At 33.9% G+C, this 26,858-nt stretch carries 31 protein-coding genes, 1 tRNA gene and 1 other RNA gene; 22 read left to right on the plus strand and 11 right to left on the minus strand.

The window, feature by feature from the left end; translation table 11 throughout:
- Positions 1 to 20: 20 nt before the first annotated feature.
- Positions 21 to 536 (minus strand): hypothetical protein, encoded by a 516-nt coding sequence (locus tag VIO64_RS05490; protein ID WP_331915981.1) that lies wholly within the window; start codon positions 534 to 536, stop codon positions 21 to 23.
- A 94-nt stretch (positions 537 to 630) separates the two neighbouring features.
- Entirely contained in the window at positions 631 to 1,203 is a 573-nt protein-coding gene (locus tag VIO64_RS05495; protein ID WP_331915983.1) for an S-layer homology domain-containing protein, read from the minus strand.
- 191 nt (positions 1,204 to 1,394) lie between these two features.
- On the opposite strand from VIO64_RS05495, the gene VIO64_RS05500 reads away from it, so the two are divergent.
- Complete coding sequence (locus VIO64_RS05500) at positions 1,395 to 1,904, plus strand: hypothetical protein (RefSeq protein ID WP_331915985.1); 510 nt, start codon at positions 1,395 to 1,397, stop codon at positions 1,902 to 1,904.
- 82 nt (positions 1,905 to 1,986) lie between these two features.
- Here VIO64_RS05500 and VIO64_RS05505 read toward each other — a convergent pair whose 3' ends face one another.
- On the minus strand, positions 1,987 to 3,708 hold the full coding sequence (locus VIO64_RS05505) for a VanW family protein (protein WP_331915987.1): 1,722 nt from the start codon (positions 3,706 to 3,708) through the stop codon (positions 1,987 to 1,989).
- A 396-nt stretch (positions 3,709 to 4,104) separates the two neighbouring features.
- Here VIO64_RS05505 and VIO64_RS05510 point away from each other — a divergent pair, with 396 nt between their 5' ends.
- The 9 genes from VIO64_RS05510 (at position 4,105) to ssrS (ending at position 10,545) form a co-directional block, all read left to right on the plus strand.
- Positions 4,105 to 4,707, plus strand: a complete 603-nt coding sequence (locus VIO64_RS05510; RefSeq protein WP_331915989.1) for an NUDIX hydrolase — start codon at positions 4,105 to 4,107, stop codon at positions 4,705 to 4,707.
- Positions 4,708 to 4,735: 28 nt separating this feature from the next.
- Positions 4,736 to 5,221, plus strand: a complete 486-nt coding sequence (locus tag VIO64_RS05515) for a metallophosphoesterase (RefSeq protein WP_331915990.1) — start codon at positions 4,736 to 4,738, stop codon at positions 5,219 to 5,221.
- A 130-nt stretch (positions 5,222 to 5,351) separates the two neighbouring features.
- Entirely contained in the window at positions 5,352 to 5,705 is a 354-nt protein-coding gene (locus VIO64_RS05520; RefSeq protein WP_331915992.1) for a DUF2508 family protein, read from the plus strand.
- 170 nt (positions 5,706 to 5,875) lie between these two features.
- A complete protein-coding gene (locus VIO64_RS05525) occupies positions 5,876 to 7,540 on the plus strand; it encodes a YceG family protein (RefSeq protein ID WP_331915994.1) in 1,665 nt (554 codons plus the stop codon).
- A gap of 171 nt (positions 7,541 to 7,711) precedes the next feature.
- Positions 7,712 to 8,290 (plus strand): TerD family protein, encoded by a 579-nt coding sequence (locus VIO64_RS05530; protein ID WP_331915996.1) that lies wholly within the window; start codon positions 7,712 to 7,714, stop codon positions 8,288 to 8,290.
- 143 nt (positions 8,291 to 8,433) lie between these two features.
- Positions 8,434 to 9,015 (plus strand): TerD family protein, encoded by a 582-nt coding sequence (locus VIO64_RS05535; protein ID WP_331915998.1) that lies wholly within the window; start codon positions 8,434 to 8,436, stop codon positions 9,013 to 9,015.
- A gap of 13 nt (positions 9,016 to 9,028) precedes the next feature.
- On the plus strand, positions 9,029 to 9,706 hold the full coding sequence (locus VIO64_RS05540; protein ID WP_331916000.1) for a TIGR00266 family protein: 678 nt from the start codon (positions 9,029 to 9,031) through the stop codon (positions 9,704 to 9,706).
- Positions 9,707 to 9,885: 179 nt separating this feature from the next.
- A complete protein-coding gene (locus tag VIO64_RS05545; protein ID WP_331916002.1) occupies positions 9,886 to 10,146 on the plus strand; it encodes a putative Se/S carrier-like protein in 261 nt (86 codons plus the stop codon).
- Positions 10,147 to 10,336: 190 nt separating this feature from the next.
- Positions 10,337 to 10,545, plus strand: a non-coding RNA gene (gene ssrS / locus VIO64_RS05550) — 6S RNA.
- Positions 10,546 to 10,599: 54 nt separating this feature from the next.
- On the opposite strand, the gene VIO64_RS05555 is transcribed toward ssrS, so the two are convergent.
- Positions 10,600 to 11,901 (minus strand): hypothetical protein, encoded by a 1,302-nt coding sequence (locus VIO64_RS05555; RefSeq protein ID WP_331916004.1) that lies wholly within the window; start codon positions 11,899 to 11,901, stop codon positions 10,600 to 10,602.
- Positions 11,902 to 12,067: 166 nt separating this feature from the next.
- Between VIO64_RS05555 and VIO64_RS05560 the strand changes: the two genes are divergently transcribed.
- The 8 genes from VIO64_RS05560 to VIO64_RS05595 all read left to right on the plus strand — a co-directional run bounded on the left by VIO64_RS05560 (position 12,068) and on the right by VIO64_RS05595 (position 18,205).
- Positions 12,068 to 12,850, plus strand: a complete 783-nt coding sequence (locus VIO64_RS05560; RefSeq protein WP_331916006.1) for a hypothetical protein — start codon at positions 12,068 to 12,070, stop codon at positions 12,848 to 12,850.
- Between the two features lie 1,271 nt (positions 12,851 to 14,121).
- The gene (locus VIO64_RS05565) at positions 14,122 to 15,003 is read left to right on the plus strand and encodes a hypothetical protein (protein WP_331916008.1); all 882 of its coding nucleotides are present in this window, start codon (positions 14,122 to 14,124) and stop codon (positions 15,001 to 15,003) included.
- A 40-nt stretch (positions 15,004 to 15,043) separates the two neighbouring features.
- Positions 15,044 to 15,478 (plus strand): methylated DNA-protein cysteine methyltransferase, encoded by a 435-nt coding sequence (locus VIO64_RS05570; RefSeq protein WP_331916010.1) that lies wholly within the window; start codon positions 15,044 to 15,046, stop codon positions 15,476 to 15,478.
- A gap of 309 nt (positions 15,479 to 15,787) precedes the next feature.
- Positions 15,788 to 15,994, plus strand: coding sequence for a spore coat protein (locus VIO64_RS05575; protein WP_331916012.1), 207 nt, complete (start codon positions 15,788 to 15,790; stop codon positions 15,992 to 15,994).
- A 6-nt stretch (positions 15,995 to 16,000) separates the two neighbouring features.
- Positions 16,001 to 16,417 (plus strand): spore coat protein, encoded by a 417-nt coding sequence (locus tag VIO64_RS05580; RefSeq protein ID WP_331916014.1) that lies wholly within the window; start codon positions 16,001 to 16,003, stop codon positions 16,415 to 16,417.
- A gap of 21 nt (positions 16,418 to 16,438) precedes the next feature.
- Entirely contained in the window at positions 16,439 to 17,584 is a 1,146-nt protein-coding gene (locus tag VIO64_RS05585; RefSeq protein WP_331916016.1) for a zinc-dependent alcohol dehydrogenase, read from the plus strand.
- Positions 17,585 to 17,634: 50 nt separating this feature from the next.
- Positions 17,635 to 17,874 carry a spore coat protein gene (locus VIO64_RS05590; protein WP_331916018.1) on the plus strand — a complete coding sequence of 80 codons (240 nt, stop codon included), beginning with the start codon at positions 17,635 to 17,637 and terminating at the stop codon, positions 17,872 to 17,874.
- Positions 17,875 to 17,908: 34 nt separating this feature from the next.
- Positions 17,909 to 18,205 (plus strand): spore coat protein, encoded by a 297-nt coding sequence (locus VIO64_RS05595; RefSeq protein ID WP_331916020.1) that lies wholly within the window; start codon positions 17,909 to 17,911, stop codon positions 18,203 to 18,205.
- A gap of 238 nt (positions 18,206 to 18,443) precedes the next feature.
- Here VIO64_RS05595 and VIO64_RS05600 read toward each other — a convergent pair whose 3' ends face one another.
- Positions 18,444 to 19,532, minus strand: coding sequence for an L-dopachrome tautomerase-related protein (locus VIO64_RS05600; RefSeq protein WP_331916022.1), 1,089 nt, complete (start codon positions 19,530 to 19,532; stop codon positions 18,444 to 18,446).
- Positions 19,533 to 19,815: 283 nt separating this feature from the next.
- Complete coding sequence (locus VIO64_RS05605; RefSeq protein WP_331916024.1) at positions 19,816 to 19,950, minus strand: hypothetical protein; 135 nt, start codon at positions 19,948 to 19,950, stop codon at positions 19,816 to 19,818.
- A 437-nt stretch (positions 19,951 to 20,387) separates the two neighbouring features.
- Between VIO64_RS05605 and VIO64_RS05610 the strand changes: the two genes are divergently transcribed.
- A complete protein-coding gene (locus VIO64_RS05610) occupies positions 20,388 to 20,564 on the plus strand; it encodes a hypothetical protein (RefSeq protein WP_331916026.1) in 177 nt (58 codons plus the stop codon).
- Here VIO64_RS05610 and VIO64_RS05615 read toward each other — a convergent pair.
- Positions 20,541 to 22,007: a recombinase family protein gene (locus VIO64_RS05615; RefSeq protein ID WP_331916028.1), complete on the minus strand. Its 1,467-nt coding sequence runs from the start codon at positions 22,005 to 22,007 to the stop codon at positions 20,541 to 20,543. The two genes, VIO64_RS05610 and VIO64_RS05615, sit on opposite strands and share 24 nt — an antisense overlap.
- Before the next feature lie 259 nt (positions 22,008 to 22,266).
- On the opposite strand from VIO64_RS05615, the gene VIO64_RS05620 reads away from it, so the two are divergent.
- Positions 22,267 to 22,425, plus strand: a complete 159-nt coding sequence (locus VIO64_RS05620) for a hypothetical protein (protein ID WP_331916030.1) — start codon at positions 22,267 to 22,269, stop codon at positions 22,423 to 22,425.
- Positions 22,426 to 22,497: 72 nt separating this feature from the next.
- Here VIO64_RS05620 and VIO64_RS05625 read toward each other — a convergent pair whose 3' ends face one another.
- On the minus strand, positions 22,498 to 22,758 hold the full coding sequence (locus VIO64_RS05625) for a hypothetical protein (RefSeq protein WP_331916032.1): 261 nt from the start codon (positions 22,756 to 22,758) through the stop codon (positions 22,498 to 22,500).
- 20 nt (positions 22,759 to 22,778) lie between these two features.
- Positions 22,779 to 23,066, minus strand: a complete 288-nt coding sequence (locus VIO64_RS05630; protein ID WP_331916034.1) for a hypothetical protein — start codon at positions 23,064 to 23,066, stop codon at positions 22,779 to 22,781.
- A 318-nt stretch (positions 23,067 to 23,384) separates the two neighbouring features.
- Here VIO64_RS05630 and VIO64_RS05635 point away from each other — a divergent pair, with 318 nt between their 5' ends.
- Entirely contained in the window at positions 23,385 to 23,585 is a 201-nt protein-coding gene (locus tag VIO64_RS05635) for a cold-shock protein (RefSeq protein WP_331916036.1), read from the plus strand.
- 183 nt (positions 23,586 to 23,768) lie between these two features.
- The gene (locus VIO64_RS05640) at positions 23,769 to 23,981 is read left to right on the plus strand and encodes a hypothetical protein (RefSeq protein ID WP_331916038.1); all 213 of its coding nucleotides are present in this window, start codon (positions 23,769 to 23,771) and stop codon (positions 23,979 to 23,981) included.
- 462 nt (positions 23,982 to 24,443) lie between these two features.
- Here VIO64_RS05640 and VIO64_RS05645 read toward each other — a convergent pair.
- Together VIO64_RS05645 and VIO64_RS05650 are read right to left on the minus strand one after the other, a co-directional pair.
- Positions 24,444 to 24,519: transfer RNA gene (locus VIO64_RS05645), tRNA-Met, on the minus strand.
- 96 nt (positions 24,520 to 24,615) lie between these two features.
- Positions 24,616 to 26,568 carry an alpha-amylase family glycosyl hydrolase gene (locus tag VIO64_RS05650; RefSeq protein ID WP_331916040.1) on the minus strand — a complete coding sequence of 651 codons (1,953 nt, stop codon included), beginning with the start codon at positions 26,566 to 26,568 and terminating at the stop codon, positions 24,616 to 24,618.
- Between the last annotated feature and the right edge of the window lie 290 nt (positions 26,569 to 26,858).

A 26,858-nucleotide genomic window follows, 5' to 3' on the forward strand; every position in this document is an offset into this window, starting at 1 on the left:
ATAAATTTATTAGATTTTACTTATAAGTAAAATCTAATAAATTTATTGCAGCATACAATAGTTATAAAAATGATAGAAAAGGAATTTGCAATAAATGATGAGAAGTTTTTAATTCGATCAAAAAAAGGAATAGAACTGCTAAAATTAATAATGCTGAGTATGTCAAAAAGCTTAAATAGTCTGTAAGCTATTAAAATAACAGATATCTCCTTAAGTATTATACTGTTTACATAAAATATACAGTAAACAAAAAATATAATTACAAAAAAATTCCATAATGATCGAATACCCTTTACAAGTTTTTTATAATCAATTTCAGAAATTGATTCAAAATCATCAGGCATTTCATCACTAACATTTTCAATACTTTCGTCATTTGGGTTTTTCTCAAATAATATGATATTTAATTTCTTTAATGATGACAATATAATTATTATTGAAGTAATAATGAAAAATATATTTGGATTAGAAAACAATATTATAATAGGAAAAATAAAAAGCAATAATAAAATTATAATAACACTGTCAAGTTGCATTAACTTCCACCTTTAAAAAATTTCTTATGTTTATTCTCATTAAATTATAGACTTGTACAATTTATTTTGTCAAATGCAATTATAGATATCAGTTTTAATTAAGAGTATCAATCAAGATGGAATTATCGATGATAACTGCCATCTCTCCTCTTGTAATTTGAGTATTTGGATCTAAAATAACATTATTGTTTATCCCTAGTTCAGTAGCTTTTCCAATGACGCTTTGAGGCCAGCTCCCAGTAAGTGTGTTTTCATAACCAAGAGCTCTTACCATAACAGTCAGAGCTTCTGCATAGGTTATGTTATTAACAGGGTTAAACTTATTATCATTGGTGCCAATCACAAGCTTATTTTTTACAGCAGCCTTTATATAGTTATAAGCCCAATTCTTACTAGAAACATCTTTAAAAGATATTTTAACAGTATTTAGATCTGAGTCACTGTCATAACCAAGCATTTTTACAATAAGTGTAACGAACTCGCTTCTGTTTATTTTATTCTGTAACCTTAAGTCACCGTCTCCATAGCCTTGCATTATTTTTAGGCTCACCAGGTTGTTTGCCGCATTTTCTATTACAGGATTATTTGCCAAAGATGTAGATGGGATAGTAATAAGAGAGATTGTGATAACTAGAGTTATTAACTTTGTACACAACTTGGATTTCATTATTTTTACACCTCTTTTTTAAAATTTAAAGTGTTATAAGCTTATATAAATTATACACTATGAGGCACTTTTATGATATTAAAAGTTAATTACACTTTGATGAGCAGTTTACACCAAAATTTCCTAGACATTAAAAAAGGTGGACGTACAAATAATAAATATTGAAAAAGATAAAATGGGAGGCATGAGAAATGTCAAAAACGATTGTTGCTTTGTTTGATAGCTACTCAAATGCTGAGAATTCAGCTAACGAGATTAAATCAAAAGGTTTAAGGACTGATGACATATCTATAGTAACTAAAGATGAATCACAAAGTGATAGAGGTACTACAGCTACTATGGGTGATGGTAATACTACTGCAAAAGGAGCTGTAAATGATAACATTTCAGATGGAGTGGTTACCGGTGGTATTTTAGGCGGATTAGCAGGGTTACTTATTGGTGCAGGCAGTATGGTAGTACCGGGATTGGGAATAATAGCAGCTGCCGGCCCTATAACTGGTCTTCTTTCTGGTGCAGTGACTGGAAGTATTGTTGGAGGTTTGGTTGATTTAGGTATTCCTGAAGATAAGAGTAAGCAATACGAAGGAGATATCAAATCCGGCAAAATTCTTTTTAGTATGAAAACAGACGAGGATAAGATTAACAGTATTGCAGATATCTTAAGAAAAAATAATGCTTCAAGTGTAGATACTTACTAATGAATAAATGATTAATTAAATAATGGTGTCTATTTAAATTACCTGAATGGTAATTAATAGACACCATATATTGCAACAGAGTTTATGGCTGAGGATTATCAACAGGTGGATTGTCGGAGTCATCAGCACCTCTCAAAGTGGTGCTAGGTTTCTTAGTGGGTACTGGTGTTGTCTGTACTTTAGAGTTAACTTTTTTAGTACCTACTTTTACTTCACGGGTAAGAGGCCTGTAATAGCTTGTGTGAATCTTTGAATCCTTAATAACTTTATTATCGACTTTAACAATTTTATATGTATCAATAATGTATCCGTTTCCCCCGGATTTAACAACAGAAGTAGTTCCTTCATTCATTGTGGGATCATTTATATTTTTAACTGAAGGCTCTATTTTCTTAATGGTCTTTGTGTTTAATATAACTTGTTTTGTGGGAGTATCGTTTTTACCAATTAGTGTGAAATAAATGACATTATCCTTTGAAACCCAGCAATTAATTTTTAAAGGCCATTTTGTAGAGTTTTTGAATTTTAAATCAACATCAGGAAACGAAACCGCAGCATCCCTTCCATATGGTACATATGATACTGTAAACTGGTGGTTTGATCTTCTTACTACTTCAAGGTCAGAATATAATACAGCATTATACAATGTAGTAGAAACCTGACATATACCTCCGCCAACTCCATCAACTATTTGCCCTGCTACATATGTGTGTGCTTCCTTGTAGCCCCCTGCCTTGGTTCTTTCACCCACAGTATCATTGAAAGAAAATACTTCACCTGGAGCTAGTATTTTACCGTTTATTTTAGCAATGGAAAGTCTTATATTAACACCTCTATTTGCATCATTTGTATTTCCTGTAGTAAAGCGTGTATTGAATGATGAAAGGGTGTCTTTAAAAAGGTTATTCTGTATATCATTAGCAGTTATTTCAGGTTTTGAAAAAATAACCGGTAAAACCTTCTCTGTATCGTGGCTTTGCTCTATTTCACTTATTATGGATGCCAATACTGATTTATCAATGCTTCTGCCCATAATTTCTTCTTTTATTGTGTATTTCTTTTCATTAGTTTCAAATTCAGCATTTTTAGGCTTTATAACAATATCGTTATATACTTTTTCAACATCAATCTTTTTAGGGTCAGTTTTGACTGATGGTACCTCTATAGCCTTAAAGCTTGCCTTTTTAAATGAATCTTCCAAAAGCTTATATAAAGAACTATTGTCAATGCTATCGCCTGGATGACCTGTCTTTAATAAAACCTTATCTTTTAAAAATTGAAGTTCGTGATCCTTTACCGGGTTGGAAACATTTTTGTTTAGTTTCTCGATTGCTTTTTCCATTTTTTCTTTGTCGTATGTATAAGTCATTTCTATTACTTTTTTGTCTTTTCCAATATTAAATACATCGTAAACCCTTTTAAAAATATTTCCTGCTCTAGCAACGTTATAAGCACTCTCAACTGCCTTATCAATCTGGTAATTAAAGTTGAGATCGCTTATTGAAATTTTTTCTTCCTTACCCTTGTACTTTAATATAATCTGTTTATCTTTTATAGATTTTGAATAGTTGGTATTTAATGATTTGCTAAGTTCTTCACGGGTAAGACCTCCTGCGTTAAAACCATTTACGAAAACACCACTGTAGATTCTATCATAATTTACGACAGAATAAAGGGAAAATCCTGCGAACATAGCTGAGAGTATAATAACTGTCAATATTGATACTTTAATGACCTTTTTTACGTTGCCATTCCTATTTTTAGTACTTGTTGGTTTCTTTGTCCTTTGCATTTGAGCATTCATATAAACAGCACTCCAATTATTATAAAATTTAGTATTGTATATATATAGAATAAATTATAATATTAATTATAGATAAGATATTTTTTAAACTTTTACAATTTAAGAGTAAATTTAAAAATAATAGTGAGTGAATATAAAAAATATGTAAAATAAAAAATATGTAAAATAAAAAATTCAAAAAAATTTATCTAATAATAAAAGCCTATTTATTCTATATAATCCATAAAAATATGGAGAGTAACATATTTTTATGGGGCAATTAATTTATATTATCGCAATTTTAAATAAAAAAAACAATATTTTTTTATATGTTATTTATTGCTATGTCGGGGTTTTACCGGAAAGTATCAATATATGACCAATAAATTGTATCTTAGAAAGGCGATTTACTAGTATATGAAGTTGAATAAATTTAATGAGGATGAGTTTAAAAGTTTATGTATAAAATATAATACAAAAGCAAAGTTGGAAGACATTGAAATAAAATGCTCCAAAATAGAATATGTTATTAAGAATAGAAACCTTATAAACGAGGATAGGCGTGGAGAAGTTGTATTTTGTGTTAAGAGGCCAAACGGCAGATATATACTTATAACATGTGAGGAGTATCCTAAAGGCATTTTCAGAGTTCCTACAGGAGGAATCAACTACAACGAAGATATAGTTGAGGCGGTCTTAAGGGAAACTAAAGAAGAGCTTGGTCTTGATGTAGAAATTGTGGATTTTATAGGTGTTTTAAGGCTTAAATTTTTATATGGCGAAACATATACAATGTTTTATTCATATGTATTTTTATTAAATGAGACTGGAGGTAGGCTTCTTGAGGATGCAACGGATAAGGAGGTAAGTCATGTTTTAGAAGCCCAATTGGGGGATTTTGAAAAAGTTCTAGATGCACTACTAAAAATAGACGAAAGATGGGTCGATTGGGGCAGGTTTAGATATGAGACAACAAATGCCGTATATAAGTATTTGCAAAAAAGCTGTAAAGAGAGTTAGAAAAAATTCAATTAAGGAATAAGCATATATGAAAATACTATTATTTAGTGATTCACACGGTTATACCCTTAATATGGTTAAAGCAGCAAGAAAATATAAAGATATAGATATGATTATTCATTTAGGCGACTTTTTAAAAGATGTAGTAAAGCTTAGTGAAGAAATAAAAAAACCTAAATATGAATTTGTTCCAGGTAATAATGATTGGACAAAGGATTATCCTTCGGAAAAATTAATTTTAGCTGGGGGCAAAAAAATTTTTATTACACACGGACACTTGTATAATGTTAAAGGCGATTATAAAAGAATAATATCAAAAGGAATAGAACTAAAAGCAGATGCCGTTTTCTTTGGACATACCCATAAAACCGAAGAGTTTTATTATGAGAAAATGATGGTGTTAAATCCCGGAAGTATAAGTATGCCAGCGGAGTCTGACAGACCTACTTATTGTGTCATTGAGATTAAAGAAGATAAGATTGTATGCAAGTTTGCAAGTCCTGTTAGTTATTGATTTATATTAATAGTGGTTATATGATAGACTTATAAGATTTAATTTTATTTTGCTCATGGGTGTATAAACAATGGAAATTTTGTTTATACTTTGAATATTATAGACTATATTTAGGTAAAGGAGATATTCCATGAGCACTGGTACACTAAAAAATAATGTATTGGATCAGGGTAAAAGCAGCATAATATCAAAGTTGACTAAATTATTCATGCTTAAAGAAAAGACTAGTTTTCAAAACACTAGAAACGATGAATATAATGAACTTATTGAGAGTATAAAAAATGCCAGAAGAGATTGGATTTGTGCCAGTTCAAACTTCAATTATGCAAATGATAAGGAAACAGTAGATTATTATACATATATGATGAAAGCATGTCAGATAAGATATGAATATCTTATTAAAAAGGCAAAGGAAAATGAAATTAAGGGATTTAAAATAGAAATGGCTGATGTTTTGGTATATGATAATGATAACATTAATTAAATAATAAGACATTTTTGTATTAAAAGTGATAGGTCTATTACATTTTAATTTGTTTTAAAGATTTAAAAGGAAGGTGACTAAAAAGAACAACAAACCAAAAATCGCTTGTTATTTTCGGATAGTTTTGATTTAATATAGATGAGAAGCTATATATCAAGCAGGTGATATAAATGGAAACGTTCAATGAATACAACACCATCAATATTTTAACAAACGACATTTACCGCGATGTTTTACAAAAACCTGTAGATAGAAGAGGTTATTGCATAAGTGGGGGACTATTAAGTCTACCTGTATATTTTTACAGAATTATAGGCATAGAACAGTATAGTGATAATCAATATTTTAATGAGCTTTATAATCTGGAGCTTCAGTTAAAAAAAATGGAAGGTATTTACCATAGGTTTGAAAACAGGCTTGATACCTTTGTTAATCCTCAAGTAATTGAAAAGCTTAATATTATTTGGGATGAAATAAAAGCCGATACCAACTTAAGGGCTCCATATCTTGCAGCAAATCTGTCAGGTGCAGGATTAATAAAATTTCCAATCAGTGATTTTAAAAATACTATAATAAAAAAGGCGTTTGAAAAGTGTCTTGATTTTTTCATGTCAAACCAAAAGCATCCAAAGAATCCAAGCATAGTTAAAAACTTTTGCATTAAAATAATCTACTGGTTTGAAAAATATGCTTTAAGCTATTTTAAAAAGTTTGACGTACAAGGCCATAATCCCAAATTTATGTTTTATGGAGAAGTAAAAAGAGACGAGATATACTTTATGATCTTTCTATCAAATATAGGGTTTGATATACTTTATTTTAATTCTTTTTCCGATTCTGAGTTTAAGGATGTAGACCCACAAAATAAATTCAGTGTTAAGCTTGAATTTCAAAGAAAAATAGCATTAAAGGAATTCCCAAAGTCAGAAAGCATTGTTACAATTGCAACAACTGCCTATCAGGCGGAAAAAAGCGTTGAGACTACTATAAATGCAGAAAATCCTAATCTCTTTAAGCCTAGACAGTTTGAAGATTTTCCTATAAAAGCAGTTACTCTTAATACCACTTATGAAGAAATATTTTCCTTCTGGAATATTGAAGCAAGGTATAGAAGTGGCTTCAGAATATATAATAACACTGTAATTATTCCAAATATATTTGCTAAAATAAACGGAACTTATAAAGACTTAACAAAATATTGGGAAGATATAAATAAACTGATACATGAAAAGGGTGACTTTGTTTATATTATTGACAAAGTACCATTTTCTAATGTGTCTACCAAAGAAATGGAATACAAATACCTTATTAATAATAATGGGTTGTTTGATAAAAATAAAATTAAGGCACACAGGGATTATACGTTATCGTTTTTAAAGACATCCATACAGGATAATTTACTTGATAAGGCTAATGAACTTTTACAAAAAGAGTACTTCAAATTTGAAGTTGACTTAATTGTTAAAATGAGAATAATATCAACTTTGTTTAGCCTGGATAAAGAGATACTGAAGCTTCTTCAGAGGTTTGACTATCCCTTCGGAATACCCAAGCTTATGATATATCACAACAATGAAAGACCTTTTAGTATAGAAGATTATGTAACGATAGCTTTACTAAATGCAATAGGGTTGGATATAGTTATTTTTTCGCCCACAGGCTATAACAATATAGAAAACGGAATAAAAGGCGATTTTTTTGATACTCATAATTTGGAAGATGTTAAGTTTAATTTAAATATAACAAAGGAAATTTTAAAGGAATTAAAAAAAAGAAAACCAGCAAATCAATCAAATATTTTTGATATTTTTAAAGGAATATTTAGAGGTAATTAAAAAAATAATAAAAAACATAAAAAAATTTAATATTTTAATTTAGATATTAAAAAAATTAATTTTATTTTTTTCTAAATTGTTATATAATGTATAATAAATTGAAAACTTTTGCCGATAATATACTTTAGTAAGTTATCAAGCAATATTAAAAAAAGAAAGAGGGGATTTTTTATGCCAATAAGTTTACAAAAAGGACAAAAAGTTGATTTAACAAAAACTAATCCAGGTCTTACAAAGATAATGGTTGGATTGGGTTGGGATACCAATAAATACGACGGGGGTTCCGATTTCGACCTTGATACTGCTGCATTTTTATTGGATGATGCAGGCAAAGTAAAAAGCGATGCTGATTTTGTTTTCTATAATAACTTGAACCATGCTTCAGGATCTGTAACACACATGGGAGATAACCTCACAGGTGCCGGTGATGGAGACGATGAACAGATAAAGGTTGACCTAAGTAAAGTTCCTGTCGAGGTTAGCAAGATAGATTTTACAGTTACTATACATGATGCAGAGGCAAGGAGACAAAATTTTGGACAAGTATCCAATGCGTTTATACGTATTATGGCAGAAGATAGCGGTGAAGAACTTATCAGATATGACCTTGGCGAAGACTTCAGCGTAGAAACAGCAGTAGTAGTAGGCGAGTTGTACAGAAACGGTGCAGAATGGAAGTTTAATGCAGTTGGAAGCGGATTCCAGGGTGGCTTGGCCGCATTATGCAAAAACTTTGGTATTAATATATAAAAACTTTGAATTAAGGGAAATATAATAAAATAACTAACAGGTAGGGCGTTTCAAAAAGCTAATTTTAATGGTATTTTACAAATAGTGTTAAAGTAATAAATTTTTTGGGGCGCCGTATTTTATTTTAGTATGAGGTGATAAAAATGGCTATTAGCTTAGTAAAAGGACAAAAGATAGATTTAACAAAAACAAATCCAGGATTGACAAAGGCAATAATAGGACTGGGTTGGGATACCAACAAGTATTCAGGGGGAAGTGCATTTGACCTTGATGCTTCAGCTTTTTTGCTTGATGAAAATGGAAAAGCTTTAAGAGATGATGACTTTATATTCTATAATAATTTGAAAGGAAGGAATGACTGCCTCATTCATACCGGCGATAACAGAACCGGAGAAGGAGAAGGTGACGATGAACAGTTAAAAATTGATTTTAGTAAAGTGCCTGCTGAAATACATAAGATAGCTATAACTGTTACTATTCATGATGCAGAAGCAAGACAGCAGAATTTCGGACAGGTATCAAATGCATTTGTTAGAGTTGTAAATGAAGAGACTAACCAAGAGATTCTACGATATGACCTTGCGGAAGAATTCTCCATTGAAACGGCAATAGTTGTATGTGAGCTTTATAGATATAACGGTGAGTGGAAATTTAGTGCTGTTGGAAGCGGTTTTCAAGGAGGATTAAAAGCCCTTTGTGGAAACTTTGGACTCCAAGTGGGCTAAGGGGGAACAATAGGTGAAATATAAAATACTATATGAGGGTGCATTTCCTATTGTTGAGGCTAAGCTGGAGCAAGGCGAATTTATGAAGGCTGAGTCTGATGCAATGGTATCTATGTCACCAACAATTGATCTTGAAGGTAAAATGGAAGGTGGGTTTCTTCAAGGTATTGGAAGAATGCTTGCAGGAGAAAAATTTTTCTTTCAGACACTTTATGCAAGAAGAGGGCCAGGAACGGTTTTGCTGGCAACCTCATCCCCTGGTGGAATACAGGATATTGAGCTGGACGGATCATATGGTCTTTGTGTGCAGAAGGATGGTTTCCTTGCTGCCACTCACGGAATTGAAGTATCAACCCAGATGCAGAACTTATTCAAAGGGTTGTTTTCTCAAGAAGGGTTCTTTATATTAAAAGTAAGTGGAAAAGGTATGGTCTTTTTAAGCTCATATGGAGCAATACATGCAATAAATCTGGAGGAAAGGGAAGAAATTCTTATAGATAACGGTCACCTCGTTGCCTGGCCTGATTATATGAATTATCAAATGGAGAAGGCTGCAAGCGGATGGTTTTCCAGTATAACCTCCGGTGAAGGTATTGTCTGCAGATTTAGAGGACCGGGTACCATTCTGATACAAACCAGGAATCCTAAAGGGTTTGGATCATGGATAAGACAGTTTATTCCTTCTAAATAGGTAAAATATGATTCAATTAAAAATAAAGCTTGTGCTGATAAAATGTTTTATTATATTGGCATAAGTTTTTTTATGTATTTATGTATTAAAAGTCATAAAACTATTACATTTTTAATATAGTATCAAATGTTCTTACGCAAACATAAATTAATACACAATAAATATTTGGAGTGAGATTTATGGATTGCCTGGGAATATTGGAATCTGGTAATTATGCCTACAAGGTATGTTCAATTCTGGAAAGAAAGGGATATGTTTTTGAGGTTGTTTCAATTCCATGTCAAATTTCAAAAAGTGGGTGCGGGCATTGTCTGAAGTTTCCTGAGGAGTACACTGATGTTGTGGTAAGAGAGGCTGCATTGAACAGGACACCTATAATGGAAATATATGTGATTAAGCCTGGATATAATAAGAATAAATATATAAAAAAGGAATTTTGAAGTAAATATATACTGCATTAATTTGAAATATAAATATAAACTCAGAATAAAAGAGAAAGAAAAAGTTTGATAAGTACTATTGAGTTTAAACAAGGAATAAATAAAAAAAGATCAATTGTTATTGTTTATCCTTTGGTGGTATAATAACTCTATACTAATTAAAAGTTTTTAATCGTATATTATAAATGATTTAATCCTGGGGTGTTCGATAATGCCTATATTTTGAACCTACAACGTTAATACGGGAGTCCGGTGTTTATAAGTGTATAGCAGGCCACAACTTAATTCCGACATTCTTTCACGAGTGCAACGGCAGTGGAAGCTAAAAGTTTGTATCAGGACACCCACCTAGCTTGGGCTAGGTGTCAAAATCTAGGTGAACGGCATTTTGGGTTTAAACGTGATAAAAAGTTCCTTTCCGAAAGAAAGGAACTTTTTATATTATCTCTTTTTCTATTCATCCTCATTTTCAGGGTTCTCCAAATTATCATGATTAGAGGGGCTTTCAGTAACTTTAACGTTATTTCTTAATTTTGCAATCTCACCTTCCAGATATGATATTTTAACTGATTGCTTAATTAGTTCCTTATGAATATTTTTATACATGTTATCAATTCTTGATATGCTGTCTTTTATTGAGTTATCGGACTCAATAAGGTCCTCAACATTACCTTTTAGAAGGTGCATTCCATCTATTATCATGCTTTTTAGTTCATCTGTAGATATGCTGGTATTATTAGAGCCTTCTTGATAAAAGGCCAGCCTGTATCCATTCAAATAGCTTCCTGGAATTTCTTTTGCATATACCTTGTCGCATTCATAAGGATTGTTTGATTTGAATGAAAAGCATAAAAGTTGTTTACTGACAGGGAAACTATATTTGGAAGGTTTGCCCCATGATTTTCCTAAGTCACTTGACATGCTGAAGTTTATATTGTCATCCCTTATCCAGAAAACATTAATGTTACCGTTTGAAAGAACTATAGATGAGTTGTTGAATGAATAGGAAGAGCTGTGAATAACAGTTTCAACACTCCACATGTTGCGTTCCGGGACTTTTTGCTGATATACCAATTCTATGTTTTTTTCGGTCTTTCTTTGGTAAACAATGCTTATTATATCCTTATTATCAATTACGGCCTTTGGAAACTGGCAGTCGCCGTTATACCTGGTAACTGAAGTAAATTCTCCCCAAGTCTTTTGACTTGGGGTATATTTTTTAAACCCTATTTGAATATATTTACCGTCCGACACCTGGTAGAATACATAAATACTGCCTGACTTGTCTGTCAGTATAGAATAGGGATGTTCGTTCTTAAATATATAGTCAATAACCTTTGGAGGGTTTATTACTTTTCCGCTTATAGTTTGGTGTGCCAGGATGTGTGAGTTATTATGATCCACTATAAAAAATATATTGATGTTGTTTCTTGTCGCTGTTAATTGAAGATATTTGTTGTAGACTGAGGGAATGTTGCTTTTTAATACCTGAACAGTTTTTACATTTGACTTGTCTAAAAAAGTATAAAAAATATTTCCCTGCTTATCCTGAAACAGAACATGGAAGTTATCCTCAAAGTCCATATCTATATAAAACGGAGGCAAAAAGTCCTTATGTACTATAACAGGCTCCGACCAGGTATTTCTTTTTGAGAGGATGCTATAGCATATCCCCTTCCTCTCATCGGAGAAGAAGTTCCATACACTTCCAGTAGACTGCTTGAACACATACTGCTTATTTTTTGAATTATACATCTCTTATACCTTAAAAAGAATGATCATACTAAAATAATATGCTCAAAAAAAATATATATACAGTATTAAAGAAAAGTTTAAAAAAATTAACGCCTTAAGTAACAAAAATTTATAAACTACATATTATGTAATTGATAGAGATAATTCCTTGATAAGGGGGATAATTATGGGCCATGAAAAGCATCATGACAAAGTAGTTCCAGGACTCTTAAACGAAAAGGATTTGTGTAAGGTCCGGGAAGCAGTCTGTATTCAAGTAGAAAAAATATATGATTCATGCAGGGAAAAGGATTGTATAGAAAACGCAAGAGTAATATTCAAGCACAATATACAGAATATCGTTAATGAAGCGATAAACGTAAAAGTGAGATGTGCTGAGGTAGTGGACGTTTATGCCGACATTGAAGAAGTTCCGTTCAAGAGAGGATTTTTTACAGTTGATGTGAAATTCTTTATTAGAGTAACACTGGACTTCTTCGTACCGGATGACGGCGGAGTAGATATTGTTACAAGAAGAGGATTGGTTGTATTTGACAAGAAGGTTATCTTGTTTGGTTCTGAAGGCAATGTGAAGATATTTAAATCTCACTTCAAAGGCGACTGCAGAATAGATAAAAAAGAAATCAATCTGGGATCAAAACTGCAGCAGGATAATCTCCCTATAGCTAAAGTGGAAGTTGCTGAACCTATAGCATTAAATGCAAAGATTCAGGATGTTCTTGACAAATTCTTCGAAGACTGCTGCTGCATCGATCAGATACCAAGAGGTATTGCAGATACTCTTGGAGTAGATGATGAAGATGATTGCAACGATGATATAGGACCTGCAAATCAGGTGCCAAGAAGAAGAGTAGTTGTAAGTCTGGGATTGTTCTCAATAATTAAATTGGTAAGACTTGTGCAGCTACTTATCCCAGCATTTGATTTCTGCTTCCCGAACAATATTTAAGGTGCGTAATTTGATCTTATGTTGAGAGACTGCTGAATTTCTGATTCTTTTGAATTTTCACAATGTCCACTTTCTTAATTTTACTTGATATACTAGATAAATTATGAAATGGAAGTCAATGCATATAATATTAATACATCCAAATTCATTTAAAACTTATAATTACATTGGCAAAATACCATATCTAAAATTAAGAGATATCTACATTAACCTGAAATTAAAAATATTAACTGTTATAATAATCGATACCAAAATGCTCTTTTATTATCTTATCTACATTTTTATTTCTATTGCTCTTTACATCGTAATTCGAGTCCCCTCACCTCTACTGGCGTATCTACTATAAAATGATGCAATGCACTCTGTCGCAATCTTTAAACGATTTCAAAGGTGGGGTGTGCATCTTTCGCCAAGGAGTGTGCAAAATTACAGTAAATGCCTTAGCTTGTCGATGTCCCCATTTAAGGGATAGAAGTATAAATATTAGTGCTATTATAACAAGTGGCATCAAAAGACCATCCCTCTAATACTCAACCTTTAACTCTTTCTGCAAACCGTCAAAAATCCATTTACTCTACTTACCGTCAGTTTTCTTCTTAATCAATATGGCATACCAAGTCAAAATAGGGAAAAATAATGAGTAGAAAATAAGGGAATGTGGGATTATTCTCCATCCTGTATATATTATTACCTTAAGAGGTTTTAAATATAGTAATTCAAATAGAGTAGATAATACAATGGCGGCGACATTAAACAGTACCAAATTCCCTAGACTTCTATTTTTTGGCAGTAGCATTGAAAATATTACCCCCGCTGTCGGATAAACAATCAAATCATAAAATAGTGCAAAGTAATATTTGGCTACGCCCCCTTGCACATGGTAATAAAGTCCATTTCCAATACCTATTACATGGTCAGTAATCTTTGATACTCCGAGCATTGTTAAATAAATTATATAATTGTTAAGCCTAAACCTTTTTGTAGCAATTAAGAATACCAAAACTGCAATACAGCAAAATAACAATAATCCGTAAGCAAAATATCCCAGTATAATCCCCCTTCTCCTATAAGTTCGTAACTCGAAAAAGATTTAATACTAGTATTTACAATAGCAATATCAAATAATCGTAAAACTATTGAATATGAAAACGTAAATACCCACAAATACGAACTAGAGACTGACCCTAAACGTCTTTATTTTTGTTTCGATAAAAGATAGAATATAATACGGAAGTTTCTATATATTTTGCTTTTTGGAGGTTATATTTCTTATGAGTGAGGTTGCAAACTTTGTCAATACAGATATTTTTGATAAAGTACAAATAGAAAGCATAAAGAAAGAATTGCTTACATGGAATGATAGTGTTTTGAAAAGTCATAATGACTCAACCCATTTAATACATAAGTTAGCGTTTCTTGCTGATATTGGTTTTACAGTTGATGACCCGATTATTAAAACAATTGTAGATATTATAACCAGCCATATCTCACCCGAAGGAGTATTTCAAGTACAAGTAAATATCTCACCCTCTTACGGTGGTACAGGGCAAAACCAATGGACGTGGATGTTATGTGATGCACCATTAGTTCTCTATAGTTTAGCAAAAATGGGATTAAAGGATGATCCAAGAATTAAAAATGCCGTAAATTATCTCGCTGATTTGAATAGCGAAGTCGGCTGGGAATGTATTGTATCGCCTGACTTGGGTAAATTTCGTGGCCCTGGTCGGAAGGCTGACCCATGCCCTTATGCAACCCTTATAATGTTGAAGTTGTTAGCACTTTTTCCAGATTGGAAAGACCGGGATTGCTGCAAAGTGGGAGCAGAAACATTATTAAGGCTGTGGGAACAAAGAAAAGAGCGTAGACCTTATATGTTTGCCATGGGTTCCACCTTCGTAAAGATAAAAGCTCCATTGATTTGGTATGATATTCTTCATGTGACATATGTACTTACCCAATTCGACTGGCTTAAAAACGATGAAAGGTTAAACAGCATGGTTAATTTAACACTATCAAAAGCTAATGAACAGGGGAATTTCAAAGCAGAGTCCGTTTATAAGGCGTGGAGTGCGTGGGAATTTGGTCAAAAGAAAACGGCTTCACATTGGTTAACCCACCTAGTCAAAGAAATGCAGGGACGACTTAATTAATGTGTCTTACATAATATGAAGTTAATCAAGGAGGGTGCCTATGGCAAAAAAGACTTGGAATGAAAAATTGAGGATTAGTAACGGGCTACCCAAAGTAGAACCAATTGAAGAAAAAATGACTAAACGCCTTGGAGTAGGTAGTATGGTTATCCCAGCCCCTACAGAGGTTGACGAGCTAATGCATACGGTAGAAAAGGGCAAACTAATTACAACGGATATTATCCGTGAAAAGCTCGCAAAGAAGCACGGGGCTACAGTAACTTGTCCTCTTACAACTGGAGTTTTCACTAAAATAGAAGCATTTGCGGCAGAGGAAAACATTATCGGGGGCAAGACAGATGTTACCCCTTATTGGCGTACATTAAAATCAAAAGGTGAGCTTAACGAAAAGTTTCCAGGTGGTACAGATAATCACAAAATGTTGCTTGAAATGGAAGGACACATGGTAAAACAAAAAGGTAAAAAGTTTTCGTAGAGAATTACGAAAAATGTTTGGTTGATTGAAAATCTATGTGACTGTTTGTGGTATCAGCGTGTATACCACGCTTTTTCTTTTTTTTAATCATATGATGTTATTCCCTGCCTTGCCAATCTATAGAACGGAAATATAGTAATGATATAAATATGCCTCTTTATGTTTTCACGGTTTTGATGAAAACGAGATTAAGGAGGCTTTTTTATTTGGAATAATCATACGAATAATTGTATCCTCACAGAACCAATACATAAGTCCAGTTCATTGGGGAAAAATATGCACGGAATAAGAAAAATTGGAGGTGAACATATGACACAACAAAATTTGACATTACATGAAACAATGGAAATACATGAACTGCTAAACTTTAAAACCATCTGCATGACAACATCAAAGTTGATACAGGGAGTCGTGTTTGATCAGGACTTAAAAGCATTGCTAGGAAAAGACGTACAGCAATCCATGCAAGCAGTAAATGTATTACAAGGGCTTTTAAGCAAAACTCAACCACAATAATTGGAGGTGAAATCACTTATGGACTATGAAAAGAAACCTATTAACGCAATAAAAGGACCGATGAAAAACGACTATTTGGAAATTGAAAACGCGGAGGGAATGCCTGGTCTCGTAGATTCAACAATAGCCCTGAATTTCTTACTGAATGTAAAAAGCGGAATAAGAAATTGTGCGATTGCATTAACAGAAATCGCAGATCCACAAGCAAGAACAGAGATACGCAATATGTTGGATGCTCAAATTGACCTACACGCTGAAGTCTCAGAGCTAATGATGAACAAGGGGTGGCTCCATCCTTACCAACCGACAGAACAATTTAATCTGGATAAAATGTCCGCCCAGGCAGCACTTCAAATTGCCAATTTGCAGTTGTTCCCTGGCGATACTAGCAGGCTTGGTTCATTTGCAACACCAAACTATTAAAACCAGGAGGTAATATAAATAATGAAAGCTGTAACATTTCAAGGTATAAAAAACGTAGAGGTAAAAGAAGTTCAAGACCCTACAATCCATAAACCTGACGATATTATCGTAAAAATTACAACGACTGCGATATGTGGTTCGGACTTGCATCTGATCCATGACATGATTCCCAACCTCCCTAAAAACTATATCATTGGTCATGAACCCATGGGAGTAGTTGAGGAAGTGGGGCCGGAGGTGACAAAGTTAAAGAAAGGGGATCGGGTCATCGTTCCGTTTAATGTTAGTTGCGGTGAATGCTTTTATTGCAAGCACGACTTGACAAGTCAATGTGATAACTCAAATCCCCATGGTGGAATGGGAGGTTTCTTTGGATACTCTGAAACTACTGGTGGGTATCCCGGCGGTCAGGCCGAATATATGCGAGTTCCTTATGGCAACTTTACTCCTTTCAAAATCCCAGAGAACAGCGAGATAGAAGATGAAAAATTAGTGCTGCTCGCAGACGCCATGGGAACTGCATTCTGGAGTGTTGAAAACGCTGGGGTGAAAAACGGAGATACCGTCATTGTCTTAGGATGCGGGCCGGTAGGACTGCTGGCACAAAAATTCTGCTGGATGATGGGTGCTAAAAGGGTTATTGCAGTAGATTATATTGATTATCGTTTAGAACATGCAAAAAAATATAACAACGTAGAGACAGTTAATTTTGAACAACATGATAACACTGGAGAATATTTGAAAGAAATTACTCAAGGTGGAGCAGATATTGTGATCGACGCCGTGGGTATGGACGGAAAGATGACTCCGCTGGAATACCTGGCTTCCGGCATAAAACTGCAGGGCGGTGCTTTAGGCAGTTTTGTCATTGCAAGCCAGGCAGTTAGAAAAGGAGGAATGATACAGGTAACTGGTGTTTATGGCGGAAGATATAATGGTGTCCCTCTTGGCGATTTAATGAATCGCAACATCAATTTGAGAATGGGACAGGCTCCTGTCATCCCATATATGCCGCGTTTATATCAGATGCTTGTAGAAAAGAAGGTTGACCCGGGCGATATTATCACCCACAAACTACCGTTGGATCAAGCAAAGCATGGATACGAAGTTTTTGACACAAAAACCGATGGATGTATTAAGGTAGTACTCCATCCGGGAGTGCATTGATAAATCCAGCAAAGAATAATATATTTACAGAGCATAGGGAGGTGTAAAAATTGGTAGCAGGAAAAAGAATAGCACCACATGAGACATTTGAACTTCATGAGTTACTCACCTTTAAAAATGTATGTGCAACAAAATCGTCAGCAATGGCCGGATTAGTTAAGGATGAAGAGTTAAGAACATTGATGCAGCAGGATTTTACTGTTTCTCAAGGACAAATAAAAGAACTTCAAGACTTAATTCAATCATCAGAGCTTCTAAACCAAGGGACAGCGAGTACGAAAAACCATTGACATTAATTTCCAAAAGTAGAAAGAAGGTGAAGCTATGGGAAACTTATTACAAAATATGGCCGGTATGGGTGATATGACAGAACAGGTCATTGCGACAGACTTTTTAATTTCCGCTAAAGCAGGGGTTAGAAATTATGCTGTAGCAATTTCTGAAACAGCGACCCCTGAAGTTAGGGAGGTACTTCGCAGACACCTTGATATCGCTATAAAGACGCATGAAAGAATAGCTGCTTATATGACGAAAAAGGGTTATTATCACCCTCAAAACCCACAGGAACAAATAAAAGTTGACATGCAGGCAGCAGATACAGTTTTAAATATACAGCAGTAATAAAAAGGAAGTTGTTAGAGTATATTCCAAGCCGTACGAAACCAAATTGTTCATAAGTTGTTGCTAAAGAAACCCAGTTCTAGAACTAATAGAATAGTTTATGAATTGGGTTTCACAGTCTGGATTAACTTTATTTGGTTTATACTTTTACGCAAAAATCAGTTATATCCTGGTTTCAATATGAGCACTTAAAACTAATACTCTAGTCTTCATAGTGCTTTTTCCTTTTTATTTTTTATTATGAAAAGGTAGGAGCAGGTAATTCACCAATTATCATACGTAGTAAACCATATGGTTTTTGTCGTAGGTCTTTTCCATAATGAAATCTTGCCTGCCGATGTAATTGGTTCACAATGAAATATAAGTATTTATCCGGACTAATTGAAAAAGTATCTGGCCATAAAATTCTTGGATCATGTACAATGGTTTTCATTGTGCCATTTGGCAATATTTTTCGAATACTGTTGTTTTCATAGTCTCCAGCATAAATATTTCCTTTTGCATCTGTAATCATTCCATCAGATGCACCTTTTTCTCCCCAATACTTCACATGATAAAGCAAATCCATGTCTGGTATCGTTCTGTCTCTTAGGGCTTCAGTCGAGATCGAGAACAGATGACGACTGGTTAGTGGGCAAAAAAATAAAAGTTTTCCATCGGGAGAAATTGCTATACCATCAGATGCCATTCTAAATGGGGAAGTTGAGCCATCTTTGTTTCGATTCATCAAAACTTTACCTTCTACTTTCGGCAAAAAACATGGATCAGGTGAAGTTGAATATGTTCCATTTAACCGTCTGAACGCGTTCCCATTTTCTAAATCTACCACGATAATAGCTCCTGGTCCTTTGGATGAAGAATCCGTTATATATGCATAACCTGCTTTTCCTACACGAAAATCAAATCGGACGTCATTCAGATAAGTTGTTGGCAGAACAACATCTTCTGTGAAGGTATATACTTTTCTTAGTTTATTGTCTTTTAAATCAACAGCGACTAATTTGGCCCCTCCTTTGATGGGTTGAGAAAAATTTGGTGCTGCTGTATCTAATACCCAAAGAGTTCCCCTTCCATCAGCAACTACACTTTGGACACTAATGAAAGAATTTGCGATATTCTCGGGGTTAGCTAAATTGGTTTCTAAATTAGGGTAAGGCTGCAATTGATCCCACACTAATTCCGCTACAGTAAATTTAACATCGTCTCCCCATTTCGGAAAGCAAACGAAAATACGACCTGTTTCTGAAACAGTAACACCTGTAGGCATAGCCCCATAAAATGCATAAACTAATTGAAATTCACCAAAATATTTTTCAATAGGTAACATAGGTTTAATGACACCCCCCATCATATTCGAACGGGATATTAACTATAATATGATTATGATTCGTTTCTAGTGCCTGGTCTTTAATGAGTTTGATAAATTTAAATCGGCCATAAAATCAGTAATACATAGAAGTTCTGGCGTTAAATCAACAATTTTTTGTAATTTGCTTCATTCATTACAAGATCATTCACAATTTATGCCCCCTATATTACTAACTGAAAAATGCCACTATTATAAAATGAATTAATTCAACCAAACAACTATTAATACTATTTGTAAAACTCTATACTTCAATCTCAGTACCATCCTTGAAGCCGAACAGCAGCCAACCGCCCTGTGGCCTTTTGATGCCTCTCCAGATAGCTATTGTTGCACTTACTCCACTCATCTTGATTAACAGCCATGCTGGCGTTCTCATAGATTGCTTTTTTGGACAGTTCGGTAACTACCTCAATTTCCCTTTGAAGTTCCTCTAATTCAGCATCAAGCTCTGAGCAATCGCATAAAGTCTCCTTGGCTAAGCGGCAGTTGGCGATTAACTCCTCCCTACCACCCATCAGCATGTTGAAAGCTGTGAGGAAACATTGTTTCATATCCTCCTCAGTTACATGCGGGGTATTACAATTTTTGTAACCCCTGTATTTTTCATTGCATCGCCAGATAACACGGCGGTATCTGGTGTTCTTTTTGGTAGGTACTTCCGGTTTACCGTTTACGTAAAAACTTTATTATTCAATTAATATTCTTAAGAATCTTTTAAAAACCGAATTTGTATAGATAATTTGAAAAGGCACTCTTACTTCATTCATAGGACAATCATCTCACCGCATAGTAATATCAACAAGGGTGAGATAAATGGAAAAAAGAATATCAATGGATGAATTAAGGCTCCTTATATTGAAAGCACCAGAATTTAAGCCTTTCCGTGATAAGATGGTAGAAATGATGATCCGTGTAGCTAAAAGGAAAATTGAAAAAGAAAAATGTGTTCAAAACCAGTATGAAGGTTCACAGAATAAAGCCACCAACTAGCTCTATTATTTCAATTTCCTTATCTGAATTTAAGGTTACTTTTTTTATTAAAGCACTGATTGTTTCACGTCTTTCCTGGGGTGTCAGGAACTGATAAAGATTTATAAATGTCTTTATGCTCTTTAATACTTCTGTTAAATCAACATCTTGTGCATATAGTTCATTTGTTAGATTTTCTTTCTCTTTTTGGTAAGTAGTGATTTTCCCGATTAATTCATTTATTCTGTCTGAGAAAATATCCATATTAACTTTTCCTGTTTCAAAAAGAATAATATACTTATCTCTGACTTTAATAGCCTCATTAAGATTCATTTCAACCAAATTTAGTTTATCCTGAATAGACTCAGTGTTCTTTAAGTTTATAGCCGCCTGAGCCAACTCATTTATTATATCTTGGTCAATAATAGATTCAAGTTTCTTTAGTACTTGTTCATCTACTTTCCTTTTACTAATGCTAAAACCTTTACATTGTTTCCGGTTTACATTTGAAGCACCACATCTATACAATGGAGTATAATATTTACAACCTTTTTTTGTATTGCAGCTTTCTACATAATACATTACTTTACCGCAAAGAGGGCAGCGAATTATTCCAGAAAGCAGTTGGTCAGCATCCGGTTTACGGACATAAGCAGCTTTTTTATTATTATTGATTTTCTTTTGTACTTCCATAAATAGTTCATCATTTATAATAGGTTCGTGAATACCTTTACATTTCTCGTATTTGGATGTTTTTAGGTCTTTTCTTCCAGTAGTAACATAACCAATATAAAACTCATTCTGAAGCATTCTAAATACAACTTCATATCTCCAAGGTCTGTCTATTCTATTTTTAAATCCTTGACTGTTTAGGTAATCTACCAGATCGTTTATACTGGCACCTTCTGAATAACGCTTAAAGATTTCTTTTATTGCTAATGATTTATGTTCATCGGTATATATGTTCTTACCCTCATAGTAATACCCAAATGGTATAGATGATTTGCTAAGACCTTGTTTAAATCTCTCACTCATTCCAAGTTTTACATTTTCTATAATTGTATTTCTTTCAAATTCTGCAATAGAGCCGAGTAATTGAAGCAACATTTTACCTATTGGAGTTGAAGTATCAAAATGCTCAGAGTAGCTTAAAAGTGAAATTTTATGTTGATTTAAAGTGTTTACAACACTTAAAAGATCTAATAGACTTCTGCTTAAACGGCTCAGTTTCCAAATCATAACTAAATCAAACTTTTCAAGCTTTGCATCTTCTATTAATTGAAGTAGCCCAGGTCTATCTTCGATATTTTTGCCGCTTATACCGGCATCCTGATATATTTTATAAATAATATATTTATATGTTTCAGCATATTTCTTTAAAAGTGATAGCTGTGCTGGTATTGAATACCCTTCAAGGGCTTGTTCTGTAGTACTTACACGAACATAAATTGCGGCTCTTTGCATTTTAAGTGCCCCTTTTAATATCACTGATTATAAATATCATTATAATTCTAAGGACTAACTATGACACTGGTAAATAATATATGTGCAGTATTGAGACATATTACAATAAATAGTCAGGTTATTAAACCTAAATACAAAATGTGGCACAAATATGATTCTTTATTACACATATAATAATTGTAGGACTCAAATTGAGTCGGTATTAATTAAAGTGATAAATTATTATATATAGAAAATTAAATATACCAAGGAGAATGACATGAGAAAACTTAATGAAAGATCTGTTGAGAGAATTACTATTCAGTATAATGAGGACGAACGTTCAGAATATAGATTTTTTGATTTTGTAATAAACTTTTTAATCCAAGGACAGGGATGCAAGGGGGAAGTATTTGGTGAACCAGAACAAGGAATTTGATATTTTACTTAAGCCTGAAGATTATGGGGCAATATATGCCAGAAAATCGATAAAAACAGAAAACAACTCTATTCAATCCCAGCTTTCACTAGCAAAAGATGTTTTATATGCCTTACTTTTTTCGCTAGCATAAATTTTGATAAATTCGTCAGCAACTTCAATCATCTTATTTTCAGGGTTATTCCTACTTAATTGAAGAACAATTTTTTTAATCTCATCAATATCTTTCTGAAGCTTATACATTTTTTGGAGAATAGTTTGCGTATTGTCTTGTTGATCATTGGGACTATCAGGAATGACTTTGATATCCTGGTTTGGTTTGGGATTATCCAATGGTTTTGCACTCTTTTCAGCTAAAGGTGATCCTTTTCAATATTATTAATTACGTCAAGTACCAATTGACCACTAATATAATTTTTTGGTTTTGCAGGAATCGGGTCCAGGTCAATCCAGCTTTTACTTTGCTTATCCCATGTTTTACCTAATTCACGGTGTATTAATCCTCTTAAAGTAGTATGGAATAGGATAACTTTTTTGTCATTCTTAAGGTTATTATTTATTTGGTTTAAATTTAAATTTTGTGTTAACATCACTTTTATACTACTTAAAGTATCTGGATCGACTTTTATAGTTTTATTCAAATGAATCATCTACCATGAAATATACTCATGTTAGAGGATACGGGATTTGTTAATATTTATTCCAGTATGTTAATTTTAAATTTGAAAAATGAACTGAAATGAATTGGAAGGATAAAAGTAGTATAAATATCCATGTTTTTATGCTTACCCATATTTTGTTAGATTAATTGACAAATCGTTAAACATATGCTAAACTAAGAAAGTATTTAAAAGTGATAATTATTTGCACATATTTTTGTAAATGATTTAAGGTCATTTGCGAGAATATGTGTTTTTGTTTTTGCAACGAAATATAATATAATTGATGGAGGTACCAATATGAATAATGGTACAGTAAAATGGTTCAACGCAGAAAAAGGATTTGGGTTTATTGCCGTGGATGGTGGAGATGATGTATTCGTTCATTTTTCTTCAATCCAGTCAAATGGCTACAAAAGCTTGGATGAAGGACAAAGAGTGAACTTTGATATAGAAAAAGGTCAACGTGGTCTTCAAGCAACTAATGTTTATCTCGATTAAATTTCCGTTGAATAAAGCTATCTCTTTTGAGGTAGCTTTCTAAATTTTATGTGTCAATGAGAATTCGTGCGATGCACAGGGAATGGATTCATATGGGGATTAACAAATTTTGAGAGCCATGCTGAAGGTGCTTCACTACCCAAACTTGATGCGTGGAAAAACTATAACATAGGAGGTATTGAGATGAAATTAAGTGAAATAAAGCCCGAAGATGTACTAACCGTTTTTGATAAGCCAAGTAGAAAAATTCGTGAGCGGCAAGGCAAATATGTATCAAGAAATGCTGATTTTCTAACTATTCAATTCCTATATTATAAAGACAGTCTCTCGCTATCCGATTTAATCATGGGAAAAGCTACATTATTTAAAGATAAAGAAGCTGTAACCTTACTCTGATTTGATAGATAGAGAGAATGCCCCCCAGATTGATGGATTGTGAGTTGCTACAATCTCGGGGGATTTACCCTTTTTTATTACCGCTATTCTAAGCACGATCGGAACTATCTATTCCCCAATACTAAGAATTCAAGGTGACTTGTTAGGTCCGGTATGAGTAACGCTTCTCAGTGTGCTAACCAATAATACCAACTTCGGCAAGCTGACCGTCTCTGTCCAATTTTATTAGATTTTGGGCAAAATAGCTCGACACCCGCATTTTGGGAATATAAAATTAGTTTTTGGCCATTTGTTAATGTCTAATGACTTTTTGAAACAAGGTCAAATAAGCTAGCAGAATAATGGCACCTTGCTACAATAACCTTTAGTATTTATTGCTTGGCAGTAACAGTAAATGCGGTCGATTTACCATAAAAAATGAAGGCTTAAAAGATTTTTAATCTTTTAAGCCTTCATTTTTTATGGTTGCGGGGGCTGGACTTGAACCAACGACCTTCGGGTTATGAGCCCGACGAGCTACCAACTGCTCCACCCCGCGATATCTAGTGTGTCATTGTAGCATAACACACTTTCTGATAAAAGTAAATGTAAAATTCAGTATACTATTTATTCCCTGCCCGGCAATACTTCAACATCATGGATTGTATTTAAGCACAACTGCTGTTCTACGGTCTACCACAACACCATCCTTACAAAGTAACCCCGTGTTTAACACTTCATCCACAAAACCTCCAAAGCACTGCCAAGCACTATGAAATACCAGCTTAAATGCGGAAGTATCGCTCAACATATGTACATAGCTATTACTTGGGTGAAAATTGAAAATGAATGTATGATTCCCTTTGATAAATGATAAAACTTTATTGGATTCATGTACCAATAGAAGACGAGCAGGTTCTTTATACAAGTCGTTACTAGTTAAAAAGCTTAGCATAGCTGCGTCAAAGTTATAAAGATACTCATATTTTAGGTTTGGGTTATCCACTAAACTCCATTGACGTCTTGCGTATTTATAACTCCAACCGTTGCCTTCGCGAGGAAAGTCAATCCATTCAGGATGTCCAAATTCATTACCCATAAAGTTGAGGTATCCATCTCCTCCAACAGCACAGGTAATGAAGCGTAATATTTTGTGCAAGGCAATTGCTCTATCAATTCTTTCGTTTTTGCCGTCCTTATTCATATTCCAGTACATGTCATGGTCTGCCAACCAGAACATCAAGGTTTTGTCACCTACGAGTGCTTGGTCGTGTGATTCAGTGTAGCCAATTACTTTTTCCTGTGGCCGACGATTGGTCAGCTCATTCCAGAATTTTCCCATATGCCAATTCTCGTCTTTCGTTTTCATCATCTTGATTAACAAATCAGGCAAACCCATGCCAAGGCGGTAATCAAAGCCAATACCACCATCAATAATTGGTAGGCACATACCTGGCATCCCACTCATGTCTTCCGCTATAAGTATGGAGTTGGGATTTACTTCTTTTGCAAGCTCGGTGGCCAACTGAAGGTATGTAATTGATTCAAGGTCGGTATCCATGGAAAAATATTTTTTATAGTTGTCAAAAGCGGTTCCCCTTCCATGATGATGATACATCATAGAAGTCACACCGTCAAAACGAAAGCCATCTAAGTGATATTCAGTTAACCAATATTTAACATTGGACAGTAGAAAATGTTGGACTTCTAGCTTTCCATAGTTGAATAAGCGTGTGTGCCAATCAGGATGATCACCTTTGTTTCCATGATGGCAAAATTGATAATCCGTTCCGTCAAATTCAGCTAATCCCTCAACCGTATTTTTTACGGTATGAGAGTGTACTAAATCCATTATAACTGCAATCCCCACACTATGAGCTTTATCTACAAGAGCCTTAAAGTCTTCTGGCGTTCCAAAGCGAGAAGATACTGCAAAGAAATTGGATACCTGATATCCAAAGGAGCCATAATAGGGATGCTCCATGATAGCCATAATTTGGATTGCTGTGTAGCCTTGCTTTTTAATGCGGGGCAGCACGTTGTCTGCAAACTCTAAGAATGAAGATACACTTTCTTTTTCACCAGACATACCTATGTGGCATTCGTAAATATATAAAGGCTGCTGTGGTACAAATCCCTTGTCATTCCAGTTAAAAGGAACAGGTGGGTTCCATATCATTCCGTCAAATTGATTTGACTCAGAGTTTTGCACTACTCGCTTACAATATAGCGGTATACGGTCATATATATGGTTGTTGGCTTTGATTTTCAGTTTGACCCTTGAACCATGTGGAAGTTCTCCCTCGACAAGTAGCTCCCAGACCCCGTTGTCCAACCTTTTCAACTTGTGAACTTGGTCATTCCAGTTGTTAAAATCACCAATGAGGTAAACGTCTTGAGCATTTGGAGCCCATTCTCTGTATACCCAGCCATTTTCTTTGGCATGAAAACCAAAATAAAGATGCCCATTGACAAAAGACGTAAGCATTTTGTCGTCTTCAACTAGTTTGCGTCTGGCTTTTTTATAACAATTCATGCGTAATTCTATGTCATCCGCAAAAGGTCGCAGATATGGGTCAATTTGTAAAATGCGATATTCTTGATTCATAATATAATAGCCCCCTCAGTTATATTATAACATTCTTTTGCTCATGGTTTAATTTTATCTATGGTATGGTACAGCAGTCTGGTAAGATATTTTAATATGTTATCAGAAAAATTTAACTATACTAATCGATAGAAGGGTGTATATTAATATTTCCGGTTTCCTTCTGTACAGTTACAACAACAATAATCAGTCCATCCTCTAAAAGCTCCTCATATTCCTTAATATAACATTCCCAACATCGCCAATGCCAAGTCCATCCACAAGAACCTTGCTCTATGGGACACTCCCAT

Source organism: Pseudobacteroides sp., assembly GCF_036567765.1.
Lineage (GTDB): Bacteria > Bacillota > Clostridia > Acetivibrionales > DSM-2933 > Pseudobacteroides.

Coding starts and splice junctions, on each gene's coding strand:
- VIO64_RS05490 (WP_331915981.1), bottom strand. CDS start 536: ATGCAACTTGACAGTGTTATTATAATTTTATTATTGCTTTTTATTTTT.
- VIO64_RS05495 (WP_331915983.1), bottom strand. CDS start 1,203: ATGAAATCCAAGTTGTGTACAAAGTTAATAACTCTAGTTATCACAATC.
- VIO64_RS05500 (WP_331915985.1), top strand. CDS start 1,395: ATGTCAAAAACGATTGTTGCTTTGTTTGATAGCTACTCAAATGCTGAG.
- VIO64_RS05505 (WP_331915987.1), bottom strand. CDS start 3,708: ATGAATGCTCAAATGCAAAGGACAAAGAAACCAACAAGTACTAAAAAT.
- VIO64_RS05510 (WP_331915989.1), top strand. CDS start 4,105: ATGAAGTTGAATAAATTTAATGAGGATGAGTTTAAAAGTTTATGTATA.
- VIO64_RS05515 (WP_331915990.1), top strand. CDS start 4,736: ATGAAAATACTATTATTTAGTGATTCACACGGTTATACCCTTAATATG.
- VIO64_RS05520 (WP_331915992.1), top strand. CDS start 5,352: ATGAGCACTGGTACACTAAAAAATAATGTATTGGATCAGGGTAAAAGC.
- VIO64_RS05525 (WP_331915994.1), top strand. CDS start 5,876: ATGGAAACGTTCAATGAATACAACACCATCAATATTTTAACAAACGAC.
- VIO64_RS05530 (WP_331915996.1), top strand. CDS start 7,712: ATGCCAATAAGTTTACAAAAAGGACAAAAAGTTGATTTAACAAAAACT.
- VIO64_RS05535 (WP_331915998.1), top strand. CDS start 8,434: ATGGCTATTAGCTTAGTAAAAGGACAAAAGATAGATTTAACAAAAACA.
- VIO64_RS05545 (WP_331916002.1), top strand. CDS start 9,886: ATGGATTGCCTGGGAATATTGGAATCTGGTAATTATGCCTACAAGGTA.
- VIO64_RS05555 (WP_331916004.1), bottom strand. CDS start 11,901: ATGTATAATTCAAAAAATAAGCAGTATGTGTTCAAGCAGTCTACTGGA.
- VIO64_RS05560 (WP_331916006.1), top strand. CDS start 12,068: ATGGGCCATGAAAAGCATCATGACAAAGTAGTTCCAGGACTCTTAAAC.
- VIO64_RS05565 (WP_331916008.1), top strand. CDS start 14,122: ATGAGTGAGGTTGCAAACTTTGTCAATACAGATATTTTTGATAAAGTA.
- VIO64_RS05570 (WP_331916010.1), top strand. CDS start 15,044: ATGGCAAAAAAGACTTGGAATGAAAAATTGAGGATTAGTAACGGGCTA.
- VIO64_RS05575 (WP_331916012.1), top strand. CDS start 15,788: ATGACACAACAAAATTTGACATTACATGAAACAATGGAAATACATGAA.
- VIO64_RS05585 (WP_331916016.1), top strand. CDS start 16,439: ATGAAAGCTGTAACATTTCAAGGTATAAAAAACGTAGAGGTAAAAGAA.
- VIO64_RS05595 (WP_331916020.1), top strand. CDS start 17,909: ATGGGAAACTTATTACAAAATATGGCCGGTATGGGTGATATGACAGAA.
- VIO64_RS05600 (WP_331916022.1), bottom strand. CDS start 19,532: ATGTTACCTATTGAAAAATATTTTGGTGAATTTCAATTAGTTTATGCA.
- VIO64_RS05605 (WP_331916024.1), bottom strand. CDS start 19,950: ATGAGAACGCCAGCATGGCTGTTAATCAAGATGAGTGGAGTAAGTGCA.
- VIO64_RS05610 (WP_331916026.1), top strand. CDS start 20,388: ATGGAAAAAAGAATATCAATGGATGAATTAAGGCTCCTTATATTGAAA.
- VIO64_RS05615 (WP_331916028.1), bottom strand. CDS start 22,007: ATGCAAAGAGCCGCAATTTATGTTCGTGTAAGTACTACAGAACAAGCC.
- VIO64_RS05620 (WP_331916030.1), top strand. CDS start 22,267: ATGAGAAAACTTAATGAAAGATCTGTTGAGAGAATTACTATTCAGTAT.
- VIO64_RS05635 (WP_331916036.1), top strand. CDS start 23,385: ATGAATAATGGTACAGTAAAATGGTTCAACGCAGAAAAAGGATTTGGG.
- VIO64_RS05640 (WP_331916038.1), top strand. CDS start 23,769: ATGAAATTAAGTGAAATAAAGCCCGAAGATGTACTAACCGTTTTTGAT.
- VIO64_RS05650 (WP_331916040.1), bottom strand. CDS start 26,568: ATGAATCAAGAATATCGCATTTTACAAATTGACCCATATCTGCGACCT.